At 63.5% G+C, this 18,696-nt stretch carries 15 protein-coding genes and 1 riboswitch; of the genes, 3 read left to right on the top strand and 12 right to left on the bottom strand.

Annotated elements, in window-relative coordinates; translation table 11 throughout:
* Positions 1 to 146: 146 nt before the first annotated feature.
* The 12 genes from ARUE_RS20720 to ARUE_RS20775 all read right to left on the bottom strand — a co-directional run bounded on the left by ARUE_RS20720 (position 147) and on the right by ARUE_RS20775 (position 14,482).
* Entirely contained in the window at positions 147 to 1,412 is a 1,266-nt protein-coding gene (locus ARUE_RS20720) for an Ig-like domain-containing protein (protein WP_014923195.1), read from the bottom strand.
* The gene (locus ARUE_RS20725) at positions 1,409 to 1,924 is read right to left on the bottom strand and encodes a hypothetical protein (RefSeq protein ID WP_014923196.1); all 516 of its coding nucleotides are present in this window, start codon (positions 1,922 to 1,924) and stop codon (positions 1,409 to 1,411) included. The genes ARUE_RS20720 and ARUE_RS20725 overlap by 4 nt, the downstream gene beginning before the upstream one ends.
* A 1-nt stretch (position 1,925) precedes the next feature.
* Positions 1,926 to 2,774 (bottom strand): COG1470 family protein, encoded by an 849-nt coding sequence (locus tag ARUE_RS20730; protein ID WP_043470848.1) that lies wholly within the window; start codon positions 2,772 to 2,774, stop codon positions 1,926 to 1,928.
* Positions 2,775 to 2,864: 90 nt separating this feature from the next.
* Positions 2,865 to 3,317 carry a hypothetical protein gene (locus ARUE_RS20735; protein WP_014923198.1) on the bottom strand — a complete coding sequence of 151 codons (453 nt, stop codon included), beginning with the start codon at positions 3,315 to 3,317 and terminating at the stop codon, positions 2,865 to 2,867.
* 293 nt (positions 3,318 to 3,610) lie between these two features.
* A complete protein-coding gene (locus tag ARUE_RS20740) occupies positions 3,611 to 4,051 on the bottom strand; it encodes a hypothetical protein (protein WP_286139905.1) in 441 nt (146 codons plus the stop codon).
* 118 nt (positions 4,052 to 4,169) lie between these two features.
* The gene (gene lipA, locus ARUE_RS20745) at positions 4,170 to 5,177 is read right to left on the bottom strand and encodes a lipoyl synthase (RefSeq protein WP_014921380.1); all 1,008 of its coding nucleotides are present in this window, start codon (positions 5,175 to 5,177) and stop codon (positions 4,170 to 4,172) included.
* Between the two features lie 46 nt (positions 5,178 to 5,223).
* Complete coding sequence (locus tag ARUE_RS20750) at positions 5,224 to 6,636, bottom strand: L-serine ammonia-lyase (protein WP_011773727.1); 1,413 nt, start codon at positions 6,634 to 6,636, stop codon at positions 5,224 to 5,226.
* Positions 6,637 to 6,938: 302 nt separating this feature from the next.
* Positions 6,939 to 8,258: a serine hydroxymethyltransferase gene (glyA, locus tag ARUE_RS20755; protein ID WP_011776600.1), complete on the bottom strand. Its 1,320-nt coding sequence runs from the start codon at positions 8,256 to 8,258 to the stop codon at positions 6,939 to 6,941.
* Entirely contained in the window at positions 8,255 to 8,638 is a 384-nt protein-coding gene (gene gcvH, locus ARUE_RS20760; protein WP_014923200.1) for a glycine cleavage system protein GcvH, read from the bottom strand. Before gcvH ends, glyA begins: the two co-directional genes overlap by 4 nt.
* 22 nt (positions 8,639 to 8,660) lie before the next feature.
* Entirely contained in the window at positions 8,661 to 9,782 is a 1,122-nt protein-coding gene (gene gcvT / locus ARUE_RS20765) for a glycine cleavage system aminomethyltransferase GcvT (protein WP_014923201.1), read from the bottom strand.
* An 11-nt stretch (positions 9,783 to 9,793) separates the two neighbouring features.
* Positions 9,794 to 12,646, bottom strand: a complete 2,853-nt coding sequence (gcvP, locus tag ARUE_RS20770; RefSeq protein WP_043471578.1) for an aminomethyl-transferring glycine dehydrogenase — start codon at positions 12,644 to 12,646, stop codon at positions 9,794 to 9,796.
* A 147-nt stretch (positions 12,647 to 12,793) separates the two neighbouring features.
* Positions 12,794 to 12,892, bottom strand: a riboswitch (glycine riboswitch).
* Between the two features lie 75 nt (positions 12,893 to 12,967).
* The gene (locus ARUE_RS20775) at positions 12,968 to 14,482 is read right to left on the bottom strand and encodes a PucR family transcriptional regulator (RefSeq protein ID WP_014923203.1); all 1,515 of its coding nucleotides are present in this window, start codon (positions 14,480 to 14,482) and stop codon (positions 12,968 to 12,970) included.
* Between the two features lie 187 nt (positions 14,483 to 14,669).
* Here ARUE_RS20775 and speB point away from each other — a divergent pair, with 187 nt between their 5' ends.
* From speB to ARUE_RS20790, 3 genes are read left to right on the top strand one after another with little or no spacing between them, the layout of a single operon-like run.
* Positions 14,670 to 15,686 carry an agmatinase gene (gene speB / locus ARUE_RS20780; RefSeq protein WP_187329906.1) on the top strand — a complete coding sequence of 339 codons (1,017 nt, stop codon included), beginning with the start codon at positions 14,670 to 14,672 and terminating at the stop codon, positions 15,684 to 15,686.
* Positions 15,683 to 17,122 carry a purine-cytosine permease family protein gene (locus ARUE_RS20785; RefSeq protein WP_014923204.1) on the top strand — a complete coding sequence of 480 codons (1,440 nt, stop codon included), beginning with the start codon at positions 15,683 to 15,685 and terminating at the stop codon, positions 17,120 to 17,122. The genes speB and ARUE_RS20785 overlap by 4 nt, the downstream gene beginning before the upstream one ends.
* A gap of 44 nt (positions 17,123 to 17,166) precedes the next feature.
* Positions 17,167 to 18,684: an aminobutyraldehyde dehydrogenase gene (locus ARUE_RS20790; protein ID WP_014923205.1), complete on the top strand. Its 1,518-nt coding sequence runs from the start codon at positions 17,167 to 17,169 to the stop codon at positions 18,682 to 18,684.
* Positions 18,685 to 18,696: the final 12 nt, after the last annotated feature.

Consider the following 18,696-nt stretch of genomic DNA (forward strand, 5'->3'; position numbering starts at 1 on the left):
TTTCGTCGCAGGATCAAAAGTACGACGGCGGCGCTGGCGTCCGCTTCAAGGTTACGCCCGGGATTTAGGGCTACCCCGGTAATGGGCATAGATAGTGCCCCTCATCACGTGGGCGAGGGGCACTGCCTCTGGACAAATTTCTGGGGTCAGAAGAGCGAGGGAGCCCCTGGAACCGGCGAGGTGCCAAGCTGGTTGCCAGCGACGTCAGTCAAGCCGGAGGCGGGGGTGTAAGTCGGGAAGATAGTGGTTGAAGAAAGGGTCGCCCCTCCAGCGTTCCCTCCACCCAAAGTGACGGTGAGTGTTTGGGATGTTGAGCTCCAGTGCAAAATGCCGCCACTGTTGGCTGTATTGAAACTCAAATTGCTCGATGTGTAGTCTCCTCCGAGAGCGACCGAGCCTACTCGTAGCACGGGGCAGCTATTGGTGGTCACGGAGAGAACGTCGTTAGCACCGACATTCACCACCACCCGGTTATTCCCGTTGCCGCTCACAGTTTGTGTGCTGGCGGGGCTGGTCCAGGTACTGCAGATGGTGCTGGCCTTGAGCGGCTCTGAGAACGTCAGCGTTACATAATCGCCTGACTCAACCTTGCCTGGCGTTGCTCCACCGTTAGTGAGCTGAACCCCGGTCACCGTCGGTGCGGTCACGTCCTTCGTGGAATCTGCCGAACCTGCAGTGCCGGTGTTGCCGGCTGCATCTGTTGCCCTGGCGGAGTAGTTGATGGTTCCGTCAGTGAAGTCCCTAAGATCAACCGGAGTTGCCGTCCAGTTTCCCGAACCGTTGGCCGTCATGGTTTGCGTCAAAGGCTGGGCCCCGGCACCGGTGACCGTGAGAACCACGGTTGAACCGGGTTCGGCGGTGCCGCTGACAGGAACGCTGTTCACGGTGCTGGAATTCACGTAGAGAGGAGCAGCAATCACAGGTGCTCCCGGCGGAGTCGCGTCCATGGCCGTAGCCGTGCTCCTGGTGCTTTCCGCGCCTTGCCAGGCCGACAACAACGGGGTGACCGCGTAATACCAGGTCCCGGTAGGAACGTTGTTGTCCACGCAACTGAGGGCGGCGATGGTTCCCGTGCAGGTTCCTGCCGCAGCGATCCCGGTACCTGCGGTGGCTGTGGCGTAGCGCGCGATGCTGTAGCCGGTTACGGGCCGGCCTGCCGCCGTCGTACTCGCCGTCCACGTGACCGTCACGCTGGTGCCGGAAACCGCGGTAGTGGGCCTCGCGCCCTGGGCTACGGCGTCGGCCTTGGCCGCACCGAATCCGCTGCTGACCGAACCCCAGAACGCACTGGCAGCCGGCCCTCCCCAGGAAACCAAAAGTATCCCGAGGACAATCACGACGATCCTGTTCCAGCGTCCAAAGGTGGCGGACGAGGACGTCGCCCGGCCCGTGGCCTGATCAAGCCGGCTCATTTCCGTACCTCCAGAGTGACGGGAACGTTGAATTGGGCACCTTGGCAGGCTGACACGGACGCCGCACTCATGCTGGCCGCATTGCCGAGCGTGAGCTGGATGGAGGTGTTCGGCTGGATGATTACTGCGGGGGTCAAGGGTGCGGCCGGGGGCGTGAACGTCACTCCGGTGGTGGTGCATCCCGGGTGCCCGGAGTCGGCAGTCACAGGACCGCTCGCCGCAATGCCGTAGATGGTGACGGCGTGGGCGTTGAGGTTGGTGGCGCGCAGAATGACGTCGGCAGTCCCACCGGGGACCAAACTGGTTTGCAGGGTATCGCCAGGGATGAGTGCGTCCACTGTGACGGCCTGCATGGTGCCATTCGTTGCCGATCCACTACCAATTCCGGTGGTAGTCCAGTAGGCGTACGCGGAGCCTGCACCGCCGAGGATGCAGAGGGCCACGGTGGCAGCGGCTGTTCGTGCCAGGCGTCCGGTGCCTGGAGTGCGCGGGGTTCGGACTGTCGCAGTCATGTCAGTTCGCCTGTCCCGTGCCGGAGTACGTGAGCTTGAGGGTGGCGCCTTTGCAACCGTCCTGGAGCTTGGAGGTGTCGAGCATGGCGATCTGCGGTCGTTTGGACTCCGGCACGCCGAGCTCGGAAAGGGTGCGGACGCCAGGTGCAACCGTCAGCGGGTACACCCCCGAATATTGGGTGATCTTGTAGTCCGCCGTGGTGCAGGGCAGGTTGGCAGCCACCGCCGCTGAGGTTCTGACCACTTGGCTGATAGCCATGGTCAGATTGGTCACCGCGATGCTCTTGTTGTGGGAGTTGGAAATCTGGAGATTCACGGGCCTGGTGATTCCCGGTGCGAGCAAACCATCCACCGAGCCGGAAACGTCAAAGGTCCGCTTAACCTCCAGGACGTGCAGCTGCGCGGGCGCTGACGCCTGCACTGATCCGCTGGTGCCCTTCACCGTGAAGTCCGTCTTACCGGCAAGTGTGGTGGGGCCCGTCTGCACTGTCATGGTCACCTGCGCGGTGCTTCCGGAGGTGAGAACCACCTCCGACGGTTGCCACGCCACTGCCGCGCCTGCCGGCAGCCCACTGGCGGCGAACGTGACAGTCCCGGCGAAACCTCCCGTTGACGTGGCTGACACGGTAAACGAGGTGGACTGCCCCGGGTCCAGGGTCCGGCTTGAGGGAGACAACGTCACCGCAATCCCCTTGGAAACCTTGGCCTGGTTCCCTTGCGAGGTGCCCTGCCCGCTGCTTGCTGCGAGGGCCGCCACCGGGACGAAAGCAACTAGGAGCGCAAGTATCAGCGCACGGAGTGGCAATCTTGTTCGGTGGAACGGCGTTGTTCGCGTTGGCCGGTGGTCCATGGAAGCTCTTTTCGGACGTGTTCGGTGCTGCGGGCAGGAATGCGTAGGCCGGGGACCACCACTCGCAAGGTGGTCCCCGGCGCTCCGACGCTAGCTGCTGGTGACGTTGACCTTTACGACTGCACCCTTGCAGGCGTCTTGGTTCACCGCTTCGTCCTTGAATTTCAGGACGCCGGCGCCCACGGATGTTCCTGTGGTGTTGGCCGCGACCGAGCTGTTGCTGGTGACGGCCGTGACCTCGAACCATTCCGGAAGACAGCTCGCCACATCGGTGGTCACATTGGCGCTGAGCGCCCCAACCACGGTGCTGGAGGTCGTGGCATTGTCGGCAGTGTAGGCAACGCTAACCTGGTTGCCCGGCGCCAGTCCGCCTGCGAACGTCGCGTGAAGGGTGACCGTTCCGCCGCCGGTCGAGTTGGTTGCCGTGCCGTTGCCCGAACCGGTGGTGGTCCAGTAGGCGTAGGCAGCTCCGCCACCCACTGCTACCAATGCAACGCCTGCGACGGCTGCGGTGACCCGGCTCTTCTTGGAAAGCTTGCGCATGATAAGACTCCTTGGTTGATCTACGTCCCGGGGAGCCGCGTCGCAACCCCCAGCATCCGATCGTTCTTGTCGGATGAAGCGATGTCCCCAATGGTTCATTCAGCACAAGCCCTGTGGCTAGCTTTCCGGGTACGCCTCTTTTCATTCGAACAGGGAGTAGAAAATACCCACCTTCATGATGCAGGTACTTAGTTTTTGTCCTCGGACTACTTGGTCCGTTGCCAGAAACTGCTGTCAGATTAGGGCTGGGAATACTCAATTTCCCGGAGTATGTCCAAGAAGTGGACAGGGCCTCAAAGCTGCGTCACCGCCCGAATCGGGGCATGTGTGCGCGAACATTGTGCCCATCTTGAGCTAAAACTGCGCTGGCGTTCGATTGCTTCGGCATCATGACTTAACCCCCGACGGCGGCCATCCGCCTCCCAGAGGCAACCATCCGCCGTCGTACTACTGCTGCAGTCTGCGCCGAGACACCCGTCCATCAGGGCCGCTGTCACACCGGCTGCGGGCAACGATTCCAAGGAGCTGAAGCTGTAGAGCTGGATGCCATCGATTCCCGGGCGTTCGGCCAGTTCGTGGATCAACGCGTCCCGCGAATAGCGCTCGCCTGCCAGGAGCCGCCGGGCGAGCGGTCCCTTCTTGCTGAGGAACTTCAACGACGAACCGACGCCGATCTTGATGGCCAGCGAATTGAGCTTGGCCTTGGGCACCGCGCCTGCGGCGCCGGCAGTCACCGGAAGGTGCACGCCTTCCCTCCGCAGCCGGCCACCACAACCCTCATCTCGCCGCTGGTGATTTCCGCGATGTCGAGACCTTTTGGGCGCGCGAGTAGCGGCTGTTGTGGAGCGGCGCTTAGCCGTGGGCGGCGAGGATGGTGGAGGCTTCCTGGCGGGTGGTGCCGGAGGACTCGATGTGGGAAAGGGCGGCCGGGATTTCCCAGCCCTTCTTCCGCATCGCGGTGGCCCACAGGCGCCCGGCCCGGTACGAGGACCGCACCAACGGCCCGGACATGACACCGAGGAACCCGATTTCTTCGGCCTCGTGCTGGAGGTCCACGAACTCCTGCGGCTTGACCCACCGGTCCACGGGCAAGTGCCGCTCGGACGGGCGCAGGTACTGGGTGATCGTGATCAGGTCACAACCGGCCGCGTGCAAGTCACGGAGCGCTTCGGAGATCTCCTCGCGGGTCTCGCCCATGCCCAGGATCAGGTTGGACTTGGTCACCATGCCCAGATCCCGGCCCTGCGTGATGACATCCAGGGACCGCTCATACCGGAACGCCGGACGGATGCGCTTGAAAATCCTCGGCACGGTCTCCACGTTGTGCGCAAACACCTCGGGCTTGGAATCACAGATCGCCGCGATGTGCTCGGGCTTGCCGGAGAAATCAGGGATCAGCAACTCCACCCCCGTGCCCGGGTTCAACTCATGGATCTTCCGGACCGTTTCGGCGTACAACCACACACCCTCATCGGCCAGGTCATCACGGGCCACCCCGGTCACCGTCGCGTAGCGCAACTGCATCGCCTGCACGCTGCGGGCCACCTTGGTGGGTTCGAACATGTCCACCGGGGACGGTTTGCCGGTATCGATCTGGCAGAAATCACAGCGCCGGGTGCACTCGGACCCGCCGATCAGGAACGTCGCTTCCTTGTCTTCCCAGCACTCAAAAATGTTCGGGCAGCCGGCCTCTTCACACACCGTGTGCAGGCCTTCCTTCTTCACCAGGTTCTTGAGCTGGACGAACTCCGGCCCCATCTGGACCTTGGCCTTGATCCACTCGGGCTTACGTTCAACCGGGACCGCCGAGTTACGCTGCTCAACGCGCAGCAACTTACGGCCTTCAGGTGCGAGTGTCATGAGTTTCTTCCTTGTTGGTATTCCATTTTCGCAGGAGCGCCCGCGATCAGCATTCGACGACGTTGACGGCAAGGCCGCCCATCGCGGTTTCCTTGTACTTGGAGGACATGTCCTTGCCCGTTTCACGCATGGTCACGATCACCTCATCCAAAGACACCCGGTGCGTCCCGTCCCCCCACAACGCCATCTTCGCGGCGTTGATCGCCTTCGCCGCCGCGATCGCGTTCCGCTCAATACACGGGATCTGCACCAAACCCCCGATCGGATCACACGTCAACCCCAGATTATGTTCCATCGCGATCTCCGCAGCGTTCTCCACCTGCCCCGGCGAACCACCCATCACCTCAGCCAACCCCGCAGCAGCCATCGACGACGCCGAGCCCACCTCACCCTGGCACCCCACCTCAGCCCCCGAAATGGACGCCTGCTCCTTATACAACACACCCACCGCACCCGCGGCGAGCAGGAACTTCACCACCACATCGTCCTTATCGGCCTGGCTGGCCTTGTCCATGCCCGGCGCGTAATTCAACGCGTAATACAACACCGCCGGAATGATCCCCGCCGCACCATTGGTCGGCGCCGTCACCACCCGGCCACCCGAAGCGTTCTCCTCGTTCACCGCCAAGGCGATCAGGTTCACCCACTCCTGCCAATACTTCGGATCATTCCGGTCCTTGTCCTCCTTCAGCAGCCGCTCCAACCAGTCAGGAGACCGACGCCGGACCTTCAACCCCCCGGGCAGCACACCCTCACGCTTCAACGACGTTTCAACACACGCCTCCATCACGGACCAGATATGCAAAAGACCCTCCCGGATCTCCTCCTCACTCCGGGACGCACGCTCATTGATGAACATGATGTCGCTGATCCCCAACCCCTTGGACGAACACCGGCCCATCAACTCCGCCGCCGTCCTGAACGGCAACGGCAACTCCGCCTTCGTCTCCTCCAACTCGGCCCGGGCAGCGTCCTCCTCACCCTCACGGACAATGAACCCGCCACCCACCGAAAAGAACGTCGCCTCCCGCAGCACATTGCCCTGGGCATCAGACACCTGGAACTTCATCCCATTCGTATGCCGCGGCAACACCGTCAACGGATGCAACACCATGTCCTCCACCGCATACGGCAGCTCCACACCGTCCCCGGACGCACCGGCCAGATTCAGCACACCCGTCTCCGCGATCGTCGCCAGCCGCTCCTCCACCTCGTCAGGCAGGATCAACTCGGGGTGAAAGCCCTCCAAGCCCAGCAGCGTGGCCGTCATGGTGCCGTGCCCACGACCCGTCGCAGCCAACGAACCATACAGATCAACCCGCAGCGACGCCACGGAACCCAGGACACCGGCGTCCTTGAGTTCGCCAGCGAACACCGCCCCAGCCCGCATCGGCCCCACAGTATGAGAACTCGACGGGCCAATACCCACAGAGAACAGATCAAAAACACCAACAGCCATGGCTGGGATCCCTTTCAGGGAAGAGTGAAACAAACAAGAATGTGGGGCCGGGCCAAATCCCGAGCCAAGGCAGGCCCAGCCCCTGTGGAAGCCGAGTGCAGCTTCCAAACCCGGTGTTTACGTGAGGCATTCGTTCCCAGCGAACGCCTCACCCGGGAGATCAAATGTGCATCGTGTGCACCACGGCCGGTCGCACCAACGGCCGTTGGGGCCGTTCCGTAAACGGGGTCCCGCTGCAAAACATGCCGTGCGCACGGCATGTTTTGCAGCGAGCCCACGAAACGGCCTGCAAAACCGAACGGCTAGCCGAGGTTCGCGACCCCCGGGTACAACGGGTGCGCCTTAGCGAGTGCCTCAACACGGTGACGCAACCCGGTAAGGTCCGCGTCGGCGTCGGCGATCAACACTTCGGCGATGATGTCCGCTACCTCGCGGAAGGCCGCTTCCCCGAAGCCGCGCGTTGCCAGCGCCGGGGTGCCGATGCGCAGGCCGGAGGTGACCATGGGCGGGCGGGGGTCGAAGGGGACGGCGTTGCGGTTGACGGTGATGTCGATTGCGGCGAGGCGATCTTCGGCTTGCTGGCCGTCGAGTTCGCAGTTGCGGAGGTCGACGAGGACCAGGTGCACGTCGGTTCCGCCGGAGACTACGTTGATGCCCTTGGCGGCGACGTCGGGCTGCACCAAGCGTTCGGCGAGAATCCGTGCACCGGCGAGGACGCGTTCCTGTCGCTCCCGGAATTCCTCCGAGGCGGCAATTTTGAACGCAACAGCCTTGCCTGCGATGACGTGTTCCAGCGGTCCGCCTTGCTGGCCCGGGAACACGGCCGAGTTGATCTTCTTGGCGATATCGGCGTCGTTGGAGAGGATGATGCCGCCGCGGGGGCCCGCGAGGGTCTTGTGCGTGGTGGACGTGGTGACGTGCGCGTGCGGGACCGGCGAGGGGTGCAGGCCCGCGGCCACAAGGCCGGCAAAGTGTGCCATGTCCACCATCAGGTACGCGCCCACGGAGTCGGCGATCCGGCGGAACTCAGCGAAGTCCAGCTGCCGCGCGTAAGCGGACCAGCCGGCGACGATGAGCGCCGGTTTGTGCTCTTGCGCCAGGCGCTCAACCTCGGCCATGTCCACGGTGTGGGTGTCCTCGCGAACGCCGTAGGGGACCACGTTGTAGAGCTTGCCGGAGAAGTTGATGCGCATGCCGTGGGTCAGGTGGCCGCCGTGGGCCAAGTTCAGCCCCATGATGGTGTCACCCGGCTTGATCAGGGCGTGCATCACGGAAGCGTTGGCCTGGGCACCGGAGTGCGGCTGGACGTTCGCGAATTCGGCGCCGAACAGTGCCTTGATGCGGTCGATCGCCAGCTGCTCAATGACATCGACGTGTTCGCAGCCGCCGTAGTAGCGCTTGCCCGGGTAACCCTCGGCGTATTTGTTGGTCAGCACCGAACCTTGGGCCTGCATCACGGCAACGGCCGTGTGGTTCTCGGAGGCGATCATTTCCAGCCCGTCGCGCTGGCGACCGAGTTCGTCGTCGATCTTTGCGGCGATCTCAGGATCCAGCTCTGATAGCTGGGCGTCCAGCGACGCCGACACAACTTGCTGGTACTCAGTCACAGATACCGGGTTCACAGTTCTCCACCGTTCGTTGCAGCGTATTCTTCGGCCGACATGAGCGGCCCTTCTTCCGTGGCGGCAACCTTGAAAAGCCAGCCGGCACCGTAGGGATCGTTGTTGATGAGTGCCGGATCGCTGACAACGGCGTCGTTGATCTCGGTCACCTCCCCCGTCACGGGCGAGTACAGGTCCGATACCGACTTGGTGGATTCAACCTCGCCACAGGTCTCGCCTGCGGTCACTGTGGAACCAACCTCGGGGAGGTCCACGTACACAATGTCGCCCAGGGCGTCAGCGGCTACAGCAGAGATCCCGATCCCGACAGGCCCGCCCCCATCAGAGGCAACCCACTCGTGCTCGGCCGAGTATTTCAATTCAGCAACTACCTTGCTCATTTCAATTCCTAACTTCTCGTGACTACTTTTGGCGCTTGTAGAACGGCAGGGCGACAACTTCGAATGGTTCGGCTTTGCCTCGGAGGTCGACCTCAACGATCGTTCCCGGCTCTGAATGCTCGACGTCGACGTAGGCCATCGCTACCGGGTAACCGAGCGTCGGGCTTGGCTGGCCGGAGGTGACTTCGCCGATCAGGGAGCCGTCCTTGAGCACCGAGTAGTGGGCGCGCGCGGCACGGCGGCGCGTGCCCTTGAGGCCCACGAGCTTCTGCCCAAGGGTGGACCCCACACCGGCAGCCTTGATGGCGGTGAGTGCCTCCCTGCCCACAAAGTCGCTTTCCTTGGCCAGGGAAACTACCGGGCCCAGGCCTGCTGCGTAGGCATTGACGTGCTGGGAGAGCTCGTTGCCGTAGAGCGGCATGCCGGCTTCAAGGCGGAGCGAATCGCGGGCGGCGAGACCTGCGGGGATGAGTCCGTGGCCTTCACCGGCTTCCAGCAGCGCTTCCCAGAGGCCTGCGGCGTCGACGTTCGGGACGTAGATCTCGAAGCCGTCTTCCCCGGTGTAGCCGGTGCGGGCGAGCAACAGGTCCTCCCCGTTGATGGATACCTCAACCGCGGCGTAGTACTTCAGTTCGGTGACCAACTCGTGCTGTTCCGCAGGGACCAGTTGCAGCAGGATGGCTTCAGCGGTCGGGCCCTGCACGGCGATGAGTGACGTCTCGGCAGAGACATCCTCGACGACGACGTCAAAACCGGCCGCGCGCTTCAGCAGCGCCGCGGAGACCACCTTGGCGTTGCCCGCATTGGGGACTACCAGGTACTTGTCTTCAGCCCGTCGGTAGGAGATGAGGTCGTCGATGATGCCGCCGTCGGCGTTGCAGATCAGCGAATACTTGGCCTTGCCTACAGCGATCGCTGACAGCTTGCCCACCAGGGCGTAGTCCAGGAAGGCCGCAGCGTCGGGGCCGCTGACCCAGACCTCGCCCATGTGGGAGAGATCGAACAGGCCCGCCGCGTTACGGACGGCATGGTGCTCGGCGAGTTCGGACTCGTACTTCAGCGGCATCTGCCAGCCGCCGAAGTCCGTGAAGGAAGCGCCGGCCTTTTTGTGCTGCTCGTAGAGAGCGGTGTAGTTCTCAGACATGTCGGGAGTCCTTAGTTTTCGAAGTCTTCGAGCGGAGGGCAGGAGCACACCAGGTTGCGGTCACCGGCAGCTCCATCGATGCGTCCAACTGGCGGGAAGTACTTGTCCTGCTTCAAGTGGTGGACGGGGAACGCTGCCTGCTCGCGCGGGTAGTCGCGGTCCCAGCCGGAATTTACGACGGCGGCAGCTGTGTGCGGCGCGTTGCGCAGCGGCGATTTCTCAAGAGTGAAATCACCGCTGGCCACCTGCTCGATCTCGGCGCGGATGGTGATCATGGCTTCGATGAAGCGGTCGATCTCGGCAAGGTCCTCGGACTCGGTCGGTTCCACCATGAGCGTGCCCGCAACCGGGAACGCGAGCGTGGGGGCGTGGAATCCGAAGTCGATGAGGCGCTTGGCCACGTCTTCAGCGGTAACTCCGGTGCGGGTGGTCAGTTCACGCAGATCCAGGATGCACTCGTGGGCAACAAGTCCGCCCTCGCCCGTGTACAGGACGGGGAAGTGCTCGTCCAGGCGGGAGGCAACGTAGTTGGCTGCGAGCAGCGCGGACTTCGTGGCGTCGGTGAGGCCTTGGCCGCCCATGAGTTTCACGTAGGCCCAGGAAATCGGCAGGACGCCGGCGGAACCGTAACGTGAGGCCGAGATGGCTACGCCATGCCCTTCCTCGTGCGCTGCTTTGTTCGCATCGCCCGGCATGAACGGAGCCAAGTGTGCCTTCGCAGCAACAGGGCCAACGCCCGGTCCACCGCCGCCGTGCGGGATGCAGAAAGTCTTGTGCAGGTTCAGGTGCGATACGTCACCGCCGAACTTGCCCGGCTGGGCCAGGCCAACCAGCGCGTTCAGGTTCGCACCGTCAACGTACACCTGGCCGCCGGCTGCATGGATCGCGTCACAGACTTCGCGGACGTCGGCGTCGTAAACGCCGTGCGTGGAGGGGTAGGTGATCATGATGCAGGACAGGACGTCTTTGTTGGCTTCGATTTTGGCGGTCAGGTCTGCGTGATCGATGGTGCCGTCGGCAGCCGTGGCCACCACCACAACCTTCATCCCGGCCAAGACCGCGGACGCGGCGTTGGTACCGTGGGCCGACGCGGGGATCAAGCAGACAGTGCGCTGCTGGTCACCACGGGACAGGTGGTATCCACGGATGGCCAGCAGGCCGGCCAGCTCTCCCTGGGAACCGGCGTTCGGCTGGATGGAGACCTGGTCGTAGCCCGTGATCTCGGTGAGGTCGGCTTCCAGGTCTTCGATCAGTTCCCGCCAACCCGCTGTCTGGTGGTCCGGAGCGAACGGGTGGATCGACGCGAACTCAGGCCAGGAAATCGCTTCCATCTCAGCAGTCGCGTTGAGCTTCATGGTGCACGAACCCAGCGGAATCATGGTGCGGTCCAGTGCGAGGTCCCGGTCGGACAGCCTGCGGATATAGCGCAACAGCTGCGTCTCGGAACGGTGCGTGTTGAACACCGGGTGCTGCAGGAAGTCGCTGCTTCGGACCACGTCTGCGGGCAGTTCGAACCCTGCTGCGTCCCCTACCGGACCGGCTCCAAAGGCGACGGCCACCGCGGAGAGGACCTCCGGCGTCGTGGTTTCATCAATGCTCACCCCAACGGTGTCGGCGTCGATGAATCGCAGGTTGATGCCGCGTGCCTCGGCGGCGCCGATGACTTTGTCAGCCTTGCCGGGGACGCGCACTGTGAGGGTGTCGAAGAAGGACTCGGACGTAAGTTCCCGGCCAGCTTTCTTCAGCGCTGTGGCAAGGGTGCGGGCATGGCCGTGAACGGTTTCGGCGATCGCCTTCAGGCCTTCCGGACCGTGGTAGACGGCGTACATCGAGGCGACAATGGCCAGCAAGGCCTGCGCTGTACAGATGTTGGACGTCGCCTTTTCGCGGCGGATGTGCTGCTCGCGGGTCTGGAGGGCCAGACGGTACCCGGGGACGCCTGCGTTGTCCTTGGAAACGCCCACGATACGGCCGGGAAGTGTGCGCTCCATGCCTTCGCGGACCGCCATGTAGGCCGCGTGCGGGCCGCCGAAGAACAGGGGCACGCCGAAGCGCTGCGCGGTTCCGACGGCGATGTCCGCACCTTGTTCACCCGGGGGCGTGATGAGGGTGAGCGCCAAAAGGTCAGCCGCGACGGTGACCAGCGCACCGCGTTCCTTGGCGTCGGCGATCACGACGGAGTGATCGAAGACTCGGCCCGAAACGCCCGGCTGCTGGAGCACGATGCCATTGATGTCGCCGTCGGGAAGGCCCGCCGAAAGGTCAGCGATCTCCACCTCGAAGCCCAACGCCTCAGCGCGACCCTTCACGATCGCGATGGTCTGCGGGAGGAGGTCGGAGTCCAGGACAGTCTTACCGTCCTTGGCAGTCTGGTTCTTGTTGGCCCTGCGCATGAGCAACACGGCCTCGGCCACGGCGGTGGCTTCGTCCAGCAGGGAAGCGTTCGCAACGGGCAGGCCGGTGAGGTCCTGCACCATGGTCTGGAAATTGAGCAGCGCTTCGAGGCGGCCCTGGGAAATTTCCGGCTGGTACGGGGTGTAAGCCGTGTACCAGGCCGGAGCTTCAAGGATGTTGCGGCGAATGACCGGGGGCGTGACGGTGTCGTAGTAGCCCTGGCCGATCATCTGCACAGCGGTCTTGTTCTTGGAAGCGAGCTTCCGTAGCTCGGTCAGGACCTGGACCTCGGTGAGGGCGTCCTCCAACTTCAGGGCAGTGTCCTGGCGGATCGAATCGGGGACCGCGACGTCTACCAGGCCGTCGACAGAGTCGTAGCCAATGGCCTTGAGCATGGTGTCAACATCGGCTTGGCGACGGGCGCCGATGTGCCGGTCCGCGAAGGCGGTGGGGGTTGATTGAACAGTCAAGAGGAACTCCATGATTCAGGCGCCCAGTGAGCGCTCGATGATGTGGGTTCCTCCCCGCTCTGTATTGGACCTGAGAGATTCCGCAGGAATGGTTGCCTGCTTGCACCGTCGGTGAGCCCGGTTACCCGGACTGCTTTCCAGAGTTGCCTAACCGCGGCGGTACATGGGCCTGAGAGATTCCTGGGGAGGATTTGCTCCTACGGCGCCTGACTGGATGTACCGGCAGGGCTCTCCCGCCGCAGATCAAAAGCGTTGCGTCACCGTGAGTGACACGCTTCACACCATAGCTGGTTGTTTTGAAAAAGCGCAAGCAAGGTGAAGTTACTGATGCATCGCCTCATGGATTTGCAGCGCGAACCAGAGCTGGGCAACTGTGGACGTTTCACCCATATCCAGCCCCGTCAGCTCGCCGATTTTCCGTATCCGGTAGATGATGGTTTGCCGGTGCGCGAACAACGCCGTTGCGGTCTTTTGCCAGGACCGTTGCGAGTCCAGATACGTCCTGAGCGTGACGAGGAGATCGCCCTCCTGGCTCTGCTCGTAGTCGAAAATCGGGCCTAAAAGCCGCCGAACCAGCGCCGTTCCTTCCTCGAAACCCGTCAGCCCCAGCCATGACGGCCCCTCCGCATAGCGGGCCAGTGCCAGCTTGTTGGCACGGGCGGAGCCAAGCGCCCAGAGGGATTCCTGCAGTGCGCGTTGGATGTTGGCAACGGCCGCCGGCGCGCTGATCCCGATCGCAGCATCCGCCCCGGCACAGTGCGCCAGGACGTGGTCAGGGACGTCGGCCGGGACCACCACATGGAGCCTGTTGTTCCGCTTCAACGACGCCGACGCAACCCCGTGCCTCCACAGTTCGATGTGCACATTGGCCAGCCTGTCGCCGTCGTCCGCTTGTCTGTCTCCGCCGCCCGCCGACATCGAGGCGAGCAGGAAATCCTGGGGCGAAACCTCGAAAGCTGCCAGCCGGCTCTCCATTTCGGCCGCGCCCAAGCGTCCGTCCATTGCCTGCAGGAGGAACTCGCCGGCCAGCCGGTGGCGGCCTTCCAGCGACAAAACGATGCGCGAAAGCTGCAGTCCCAGCACGGTTGCGGCGTGAAGGAGTACGACGGCGTCCGGGTGCGGTTCGCTGTTGGGCAGCACCACCAGGAGCGCATTGGCATGCGTGGGAATGTCCATGGTGAGCACGTGACGGCCCCGGATGCGGTGCCACTGGAAGTTCTTTCCGGCGAGGGACACCTGCCCGGACAGCGGAGCCCATTCCTCGGCAAGGAACTCTGGCAGCGTTTGCCCGTCCGGATGCCAGGGATGGAGGCAGCGTCGGTCCACCACGAACAGGTTTGCGTCGAGCTCAGTGGCCAGCCGCTGGACCAGGCTCTGCCAATGGTCCTCGGAAGCTCCGGCGGTGCGGAGCAGATCGTAGACGCGGGCCGTCTGCCGCAGTCGGCGCGATTCTTCGAGCAGTGAGGACTCGGCAACCGACCGGGCGATTGCGATGAACGGCAGCGGATACGGGATGTTGACCAGTGGCAACGGCAGCCGCTCGCACGCCGCCAGGAATTCCGCGGTGAGGGGCGGCGCGTGCATCTTCTCACCGATCGCCAAGGCGCTGGCACCGCTGTCCACCAAGGCCTCTGCGAGCGCCACCTGACCTTGCGCGTCTGGCGGGATGGACAGGCCGTTGGTCATCATGAGCTCGCCGCCTGTCACCCATTCCCACAGTCTGGGCAGATCCGAGGTGTGGGCCCAGGTGATGCGGTTGTCCCGGCCCGCCGATCCTGCCAGGAGCGTGAGCCCGAGTTGAGGCTCGGCCACGAGTTCAGCCACGGTGATTGCCATGCGGGGTCCTGTTTTCCTTGCGTTCGATGAGGGGTTGGCGCCATTTCAGGCACCTCTTAGACATTCGTCTAAACGCCTCGACCATTTGTAGTCAATGTAGCGCTTTTCGGAGTGATCGGCGTCACCAAGAATGGAATTACTTACTTCCCGCTCAACGGCGAGCACCCCTCACCCCAAGGATTCTTCAATGGCAACGCATCAGCCCATCGGCCCTGTCGACGCAACCAAAGTTCCCCGGTATGCAGGACTCGGTACCTTCGCCCGTCTCCCCCAAATTGACCGCGTCCCGGACTACGACATCGCGATCGTAGGAGTACCGTTCGACGGCGGAACCTCCTTCCGGCCGGGCGCCCGTTTCGGCCCTGCCGCAGTCCGCGAGGCCTCCCGGCTCCTCCGCCCGGGCTATCACCCGGAGCTCGACGTTGAACCGGTATACGAAGCCCAAGTGGTGGACGCCGGCGATATTGCCTGCACCCCCTACGACATCACTAGGGCAGTCCGCGAGATCGAGGAGCAGGCGTTGCCCCTGATCAGCGGAGGCAACGGGCTCAGCGAGGACAAGCGGCTCATCTCGATCGGCGGCGACCACACCATCGCCCTGCCCATGCTGCGAGCGCTGAACAAGGTTCATGGTCCGGTGGCACTGCTGCATTTCGACGCCCACCTGGACACGTGGGACACCTACTTCGACCAGCCCATCACGCATGGAACCATCTTCCGTCGGGCGTTCGAGGAAGGCCTCCTTGTGGAGGACAAGTCCATGCACGTGGGTATCCGCGGCCCGGTCTATGACCGCAACGACTTCCTCCGCGACCACGAATTCGGCTTCCAGATCATCCGTTGCTCGGACCTGGACGTTATTGGGGTCCCGGCGGCCATTCAGCGGGTGAAGGACCGGCTGGGCGATACCCCGGTGTACGTTTCCATCGATATCGACGTCCTGGATCCGGCGTTCGCACCCGGCACCGGCACCCCGGAGATGGGCGGGCTCCACTCCCGCGAACTCCTTGCCCTGCTCCGCGGACTGAACGGCATCAACATCGTGGGTGCCGACGTCGTTGAGGTCGCCCCGGCGTATGACCACGCTGATATCACCACGGTCGCCGCGGCCACCCTGGTCTTCGACCTTCTCGGCCTCATGGTGAACCGCAGCAAGGCCACCGCTGGCCGCGAACTGGCTTCGGCATCCCGGACCGCGTCATGAGCACCGCGCCCACCGCTGAGGTTCCCCGGCTGGAAGACAAGACCATCCAGCCCATCCCGGCCAACGAGCGCCACGGCAAGGCCCGGGACCTCTTCACCATCTGGTTCGGCTCCAACATCATGATCATGACCATCGTGACCGGCGGACTCGCCACTACGGTGTTCGGCCTGGGCTTTGTTCCGGCGATCGTGGGCATCATCATCGGCAACGTTGTGGGCGGCATCTTCATGGCGCTGCACTCTGCCCAAGGACCGCAATTGGGTGTGGCACAGATGATCCAGACCCGTGGCCAGTTCGGGTCGTTCGGGGCACTGTTGATCGTGGTCATCGTGGTGATCATGTACGTCGGATTCTTCGCGGCGAACCTGGTGTTTGGCGGCGAAGCAATGGCGGCCGTCAGTCCCGGCATCAGCGTTGACGCGGGCATCGTCATCATCGGTGTGGTCAGCGTTATCGCCACGATTTTCGGCTACCGGCTCATCCATGCCTACGCACGCGTTTTGAGTGTCGCGGCCGGTCTGGCCTTGTTGCTGGCCTTTGGGTGGATCCTCCTGGTCCATGGCCTTCCGGCCAGCTTCCTGGAGCAGGGCAACTTCAACTGGGTCGGCTTCATGGGGACCATCTCCGTCTCGGCGCTGTGGCAGTTGGCTTATGCGCCGTACGTCTCGGACTACTCCCGCTATATGCCGCAAGGGACGGGCTCGGCCCCGGCCTTCTGGGCCTCCTACTCGGGCTGTGTGCTGGGAACCCTGTTCCCCATGATCCTCGGCGCCTTGGTGGGTACGCTCGCAGTGTCCATGAGTGCCGGCGATGTCGAAATTGTTGGCAGCCTGGGCGCGATGCTCCAACCGTGGACGCTGATCATCGTCGGCATCTTCTGCCTGGGCGTTGCGGCTTCCAACGCCATGAACCTCTACTGCGGCGTCCTGTGCACCCTCACCATCGGCCAGACGTTCAAACCCCATTGGCTGCCGCGCGCCAAGACCCGCAGCGTCGCCGCGATCATTCTCTTCGTCGTCGCCGTCAGCATCGCCCTGTTTGCCCGCGACAATTTCATCCTCTTCTACACCAACTTCCTGTCGTTCCTGATGTACGTCCTGGTTCCCTGGACAGCCATCAACCTGGTGGATTACTACCTTCTGCGGCACGGCGACTACCGCGTTGAAGACTTCTTCAAGCGCGACGGCGGCGTGTACGGGCGGTTCAATTGGGTCGCCATCGGCTCCTACATAGCAGGCGCCCTGATCCAGGTCCCTTTCTCGGCAACAGCTGTATACACCGGCCCGCTGGCCGCCGCGATGGGCGGCGTGGACATCTCCTGGATCGTCGGCCTGGTAGTCGTCGCTCCCCTCTATTACTGCGCGGCACGCATCTTTGGCCAGAAGCCTGAAGCCGCCCCCTTTCCCTCCCCTGCAATCACCGCCGACCTCACCTGATCAGCCCCTCATCTGATCAGCCCCTCATACGAAAGCGAATCATCATGACTACAACCCAGACCGAACAGTTCACCGTCCGACGCTCCACCGGAGGTTCTCCGGATATCGCCGGCGCCCTCCCTCTGCCTTTGCCTCCAGCAGGACACTTCATCAACGGTTCCTTCGTCCCCGGATCTTCAGGCCAGTCCATCGACGTCGTGGATCCCGCCACGGAGCAGGTCATCGCCTCGGTGCAGGCCGGCACGGCCGATGATGTGGACGTCGCTGTGGCAGCCGCCGTCGTAGCCCAAAAGACCTGGGGTGCCACCACCCCGAAGGAACGCGCCGATGTCCTGAACCTCATCGCCACTATCATCGAGCAGAACCGCCAAGCGTTCGAGGCCATCGAGTCCGCCAACACCGGCAAACCGCGGGCCGTTTCCGAAGACGATGTCTCCAGCACCATCGACACCTTCCGGTTCATGGCCGGAGCCTCGCGCACCCTGACCTCCATGGCCGGCGGCGACTACGCCACGGACCACACGTCCGTGATCCTCCGCGAACCTGTGGGAGTGGTTGGCGTCATCACTCCCTGGAACTATCCGCTGCTGATGGCCGCCTGGAAGATCGCACCCATCCTCGCTGCGGGCAACAGCATCGTCATCAAGCCGTCCGAGCAAACCCCGTTGTCCACCCTGAAACTGGTGGAGGTGCTGGCCGGCCGCATTCCGGATGGAATCCTCAACGTCGTCACGGGCCGCGGCCGGACCGTTGGGCAGAGGCTGTCCGAACATCCGGACATTGCTTTGGTCGCGCTGACGGGCAGCGTCGTGAGCGGCCAGGCTGTGGCCGAAACCGCTGCCAAGTCCGTCAAGCGCGTCCACTTGGAGCTCGGTGGCAAGGCTCCCGTTGTTGTCTTCCCTGACGCCGACCTCCGTGCCGCCGCTGCGGGTGTACGCAATGCCGGCTTCTGGAACGCCGGGCAGGACTGTGGCGCTGCCTGCCGCGTGCTGGTCCACGAGTCCGTGGCCGAAGAATTCACAGAGCACTTGGTCCGCGAGGTCAGCACCCTGGTGATCGGTGCTCCAGACGCCGGTGACGACGTCGAAATCGGTCCCATGATTTCCCTCCCGCACTACGAGCGGGTCAAGGAATCGCTGGCTGAAGCGCGCGCTGCGGGCCATGACGTGGCCATCGGCGGATCCACCATGGAAGGTCCCGGCTACTTCATCGAGCCCACCGTCATCAGCAACGTGCCGGCGGGCGCACACATCGCCACGCACGAAATCTTCGGACCCGTCGTCACCGTGGAGACCTTCAGCAGCACCGAGGAAGCAGTCACGCGAGCCAACGAGAGCCCGTATGGTTTGTCAGCCTCCGTGTGGACGCGCGACTCGAGCCTTTCCCTCCGGATTCCCAAGCAACTGGACTTCGGCACCGTCTGGGTCAATGCACACCTTGTGCTGGCCTGCGAGGTACCGTGGGGCGGATTCAAAGGTTCCGGCTACGGCCGTGACCTCTCGCTCTACGCACTGGATGATTACTCGCGCACCAAGCACGTCATGATCAACCACGGCGCGTGAGCGTTCAGACAA

It is taken from the genome of Arthrobacter sp. Rue61a (assembly GCF_000294695.2).
GTDB classification, from domain to species: domain Bacteria; phylum Actinomycetota; class Actinomycetes; order Actinomycetales; family Micrococcaceae; genus Arthrobacter; species Arthrobacter aurescens_A.

What these genes read in the sequence shown, in the direction of transcription:
- ARUE_RS20720 (WP_014923195.1), bottom strand. Translation starts at nt 1,412, where the DNA reads ATGAGCCGGCTTGATCAGGCCACGGGCCGGGCGACGTCCTCGTCCGCC.
- ARUE_RS20725 (WP_014923196.1), bottom strand. Translation starts at nt 1,924, where the DNA reads ATGACTGCGACAGTCCGAACCCCGCGCACTCCAGGCACCGGACGCCTG.
- ARUE_RS20730 (WP_043470848.1), bottom strand. Translation starts at nt 2,774, where the DNA reads ATGGACCACCGGCCAACGCGAACAACGCCGTTCCACCGAACAAGATTG.
- ARUE_RS20735 (WP_014923198.1), bottom strand. Translation starts at nt 3,317, where the DNA reads ATGCGCAAGCTTTCCAAGAAGAGCCGGGTCACCGCAGCCGTCGCAGGC.
- lipA (WP_014921380.1), bottom strand. Translation starts at nt 5,177, where the DNA reads ATGACACTCGCACCTGAAGGCCGTAAGTTGCTGCGCGTTGAGCAGCGT.
- ARUE_RS20750 (WP_011773727.1), bottom strand. Translation starts at nt 6,636, where the DNA reads ATGGCTGTTGGTGTTTTTGATCTGTTCTCTGTGGGTATTGGCCCGTCG.
- gcvH (WP_014923200.1), bottom strand. Translation starts at nt 8,638, where the DNA reads ATGAGCAAGGTAGTTGCTGAATTGAAATACTCGGCCGAGCACGAGTGG.
- gcvT (WP_014923201.1), bottom strand. Translation starts at nt 9,782, where the DNA reads ATGTCTGAGAACTACACCGCTCTCTACGAGCAGCACAAAAAGGCCGGC.
- ARUE_RS20775 (WP_014923203.1), bottom strand. Translation starts at nt 14,482, where the DNA reads ATGGCAATCACCGTGGCTGAACTCGTGGCCGAGCCTCAACTCGGGCTC.
- speB (WP_187329906.1), top strand. Translation starts at nt 14,670, where the DNA reads ATGGCAACGCATCAGCCCATCGGCCCTGTCGACGCAACCAAAGTTCCC.
- ARUE_RS20785 (WP_014923204.1), top strand. Translation starts at nt 15,683, where the DNA reads ATGAGCACCGCGCCCACCGCTGAGGTTCCCCGGCTGGAAGACAAGACC.
- ARUE_RS20790 (WP_014923205.1), top strand. Translation starts at nt 17,167, where the DNA reads ATGACTACAACCCAGACCGAACAGTTCACCGTCCGACGCTCCACCGGA.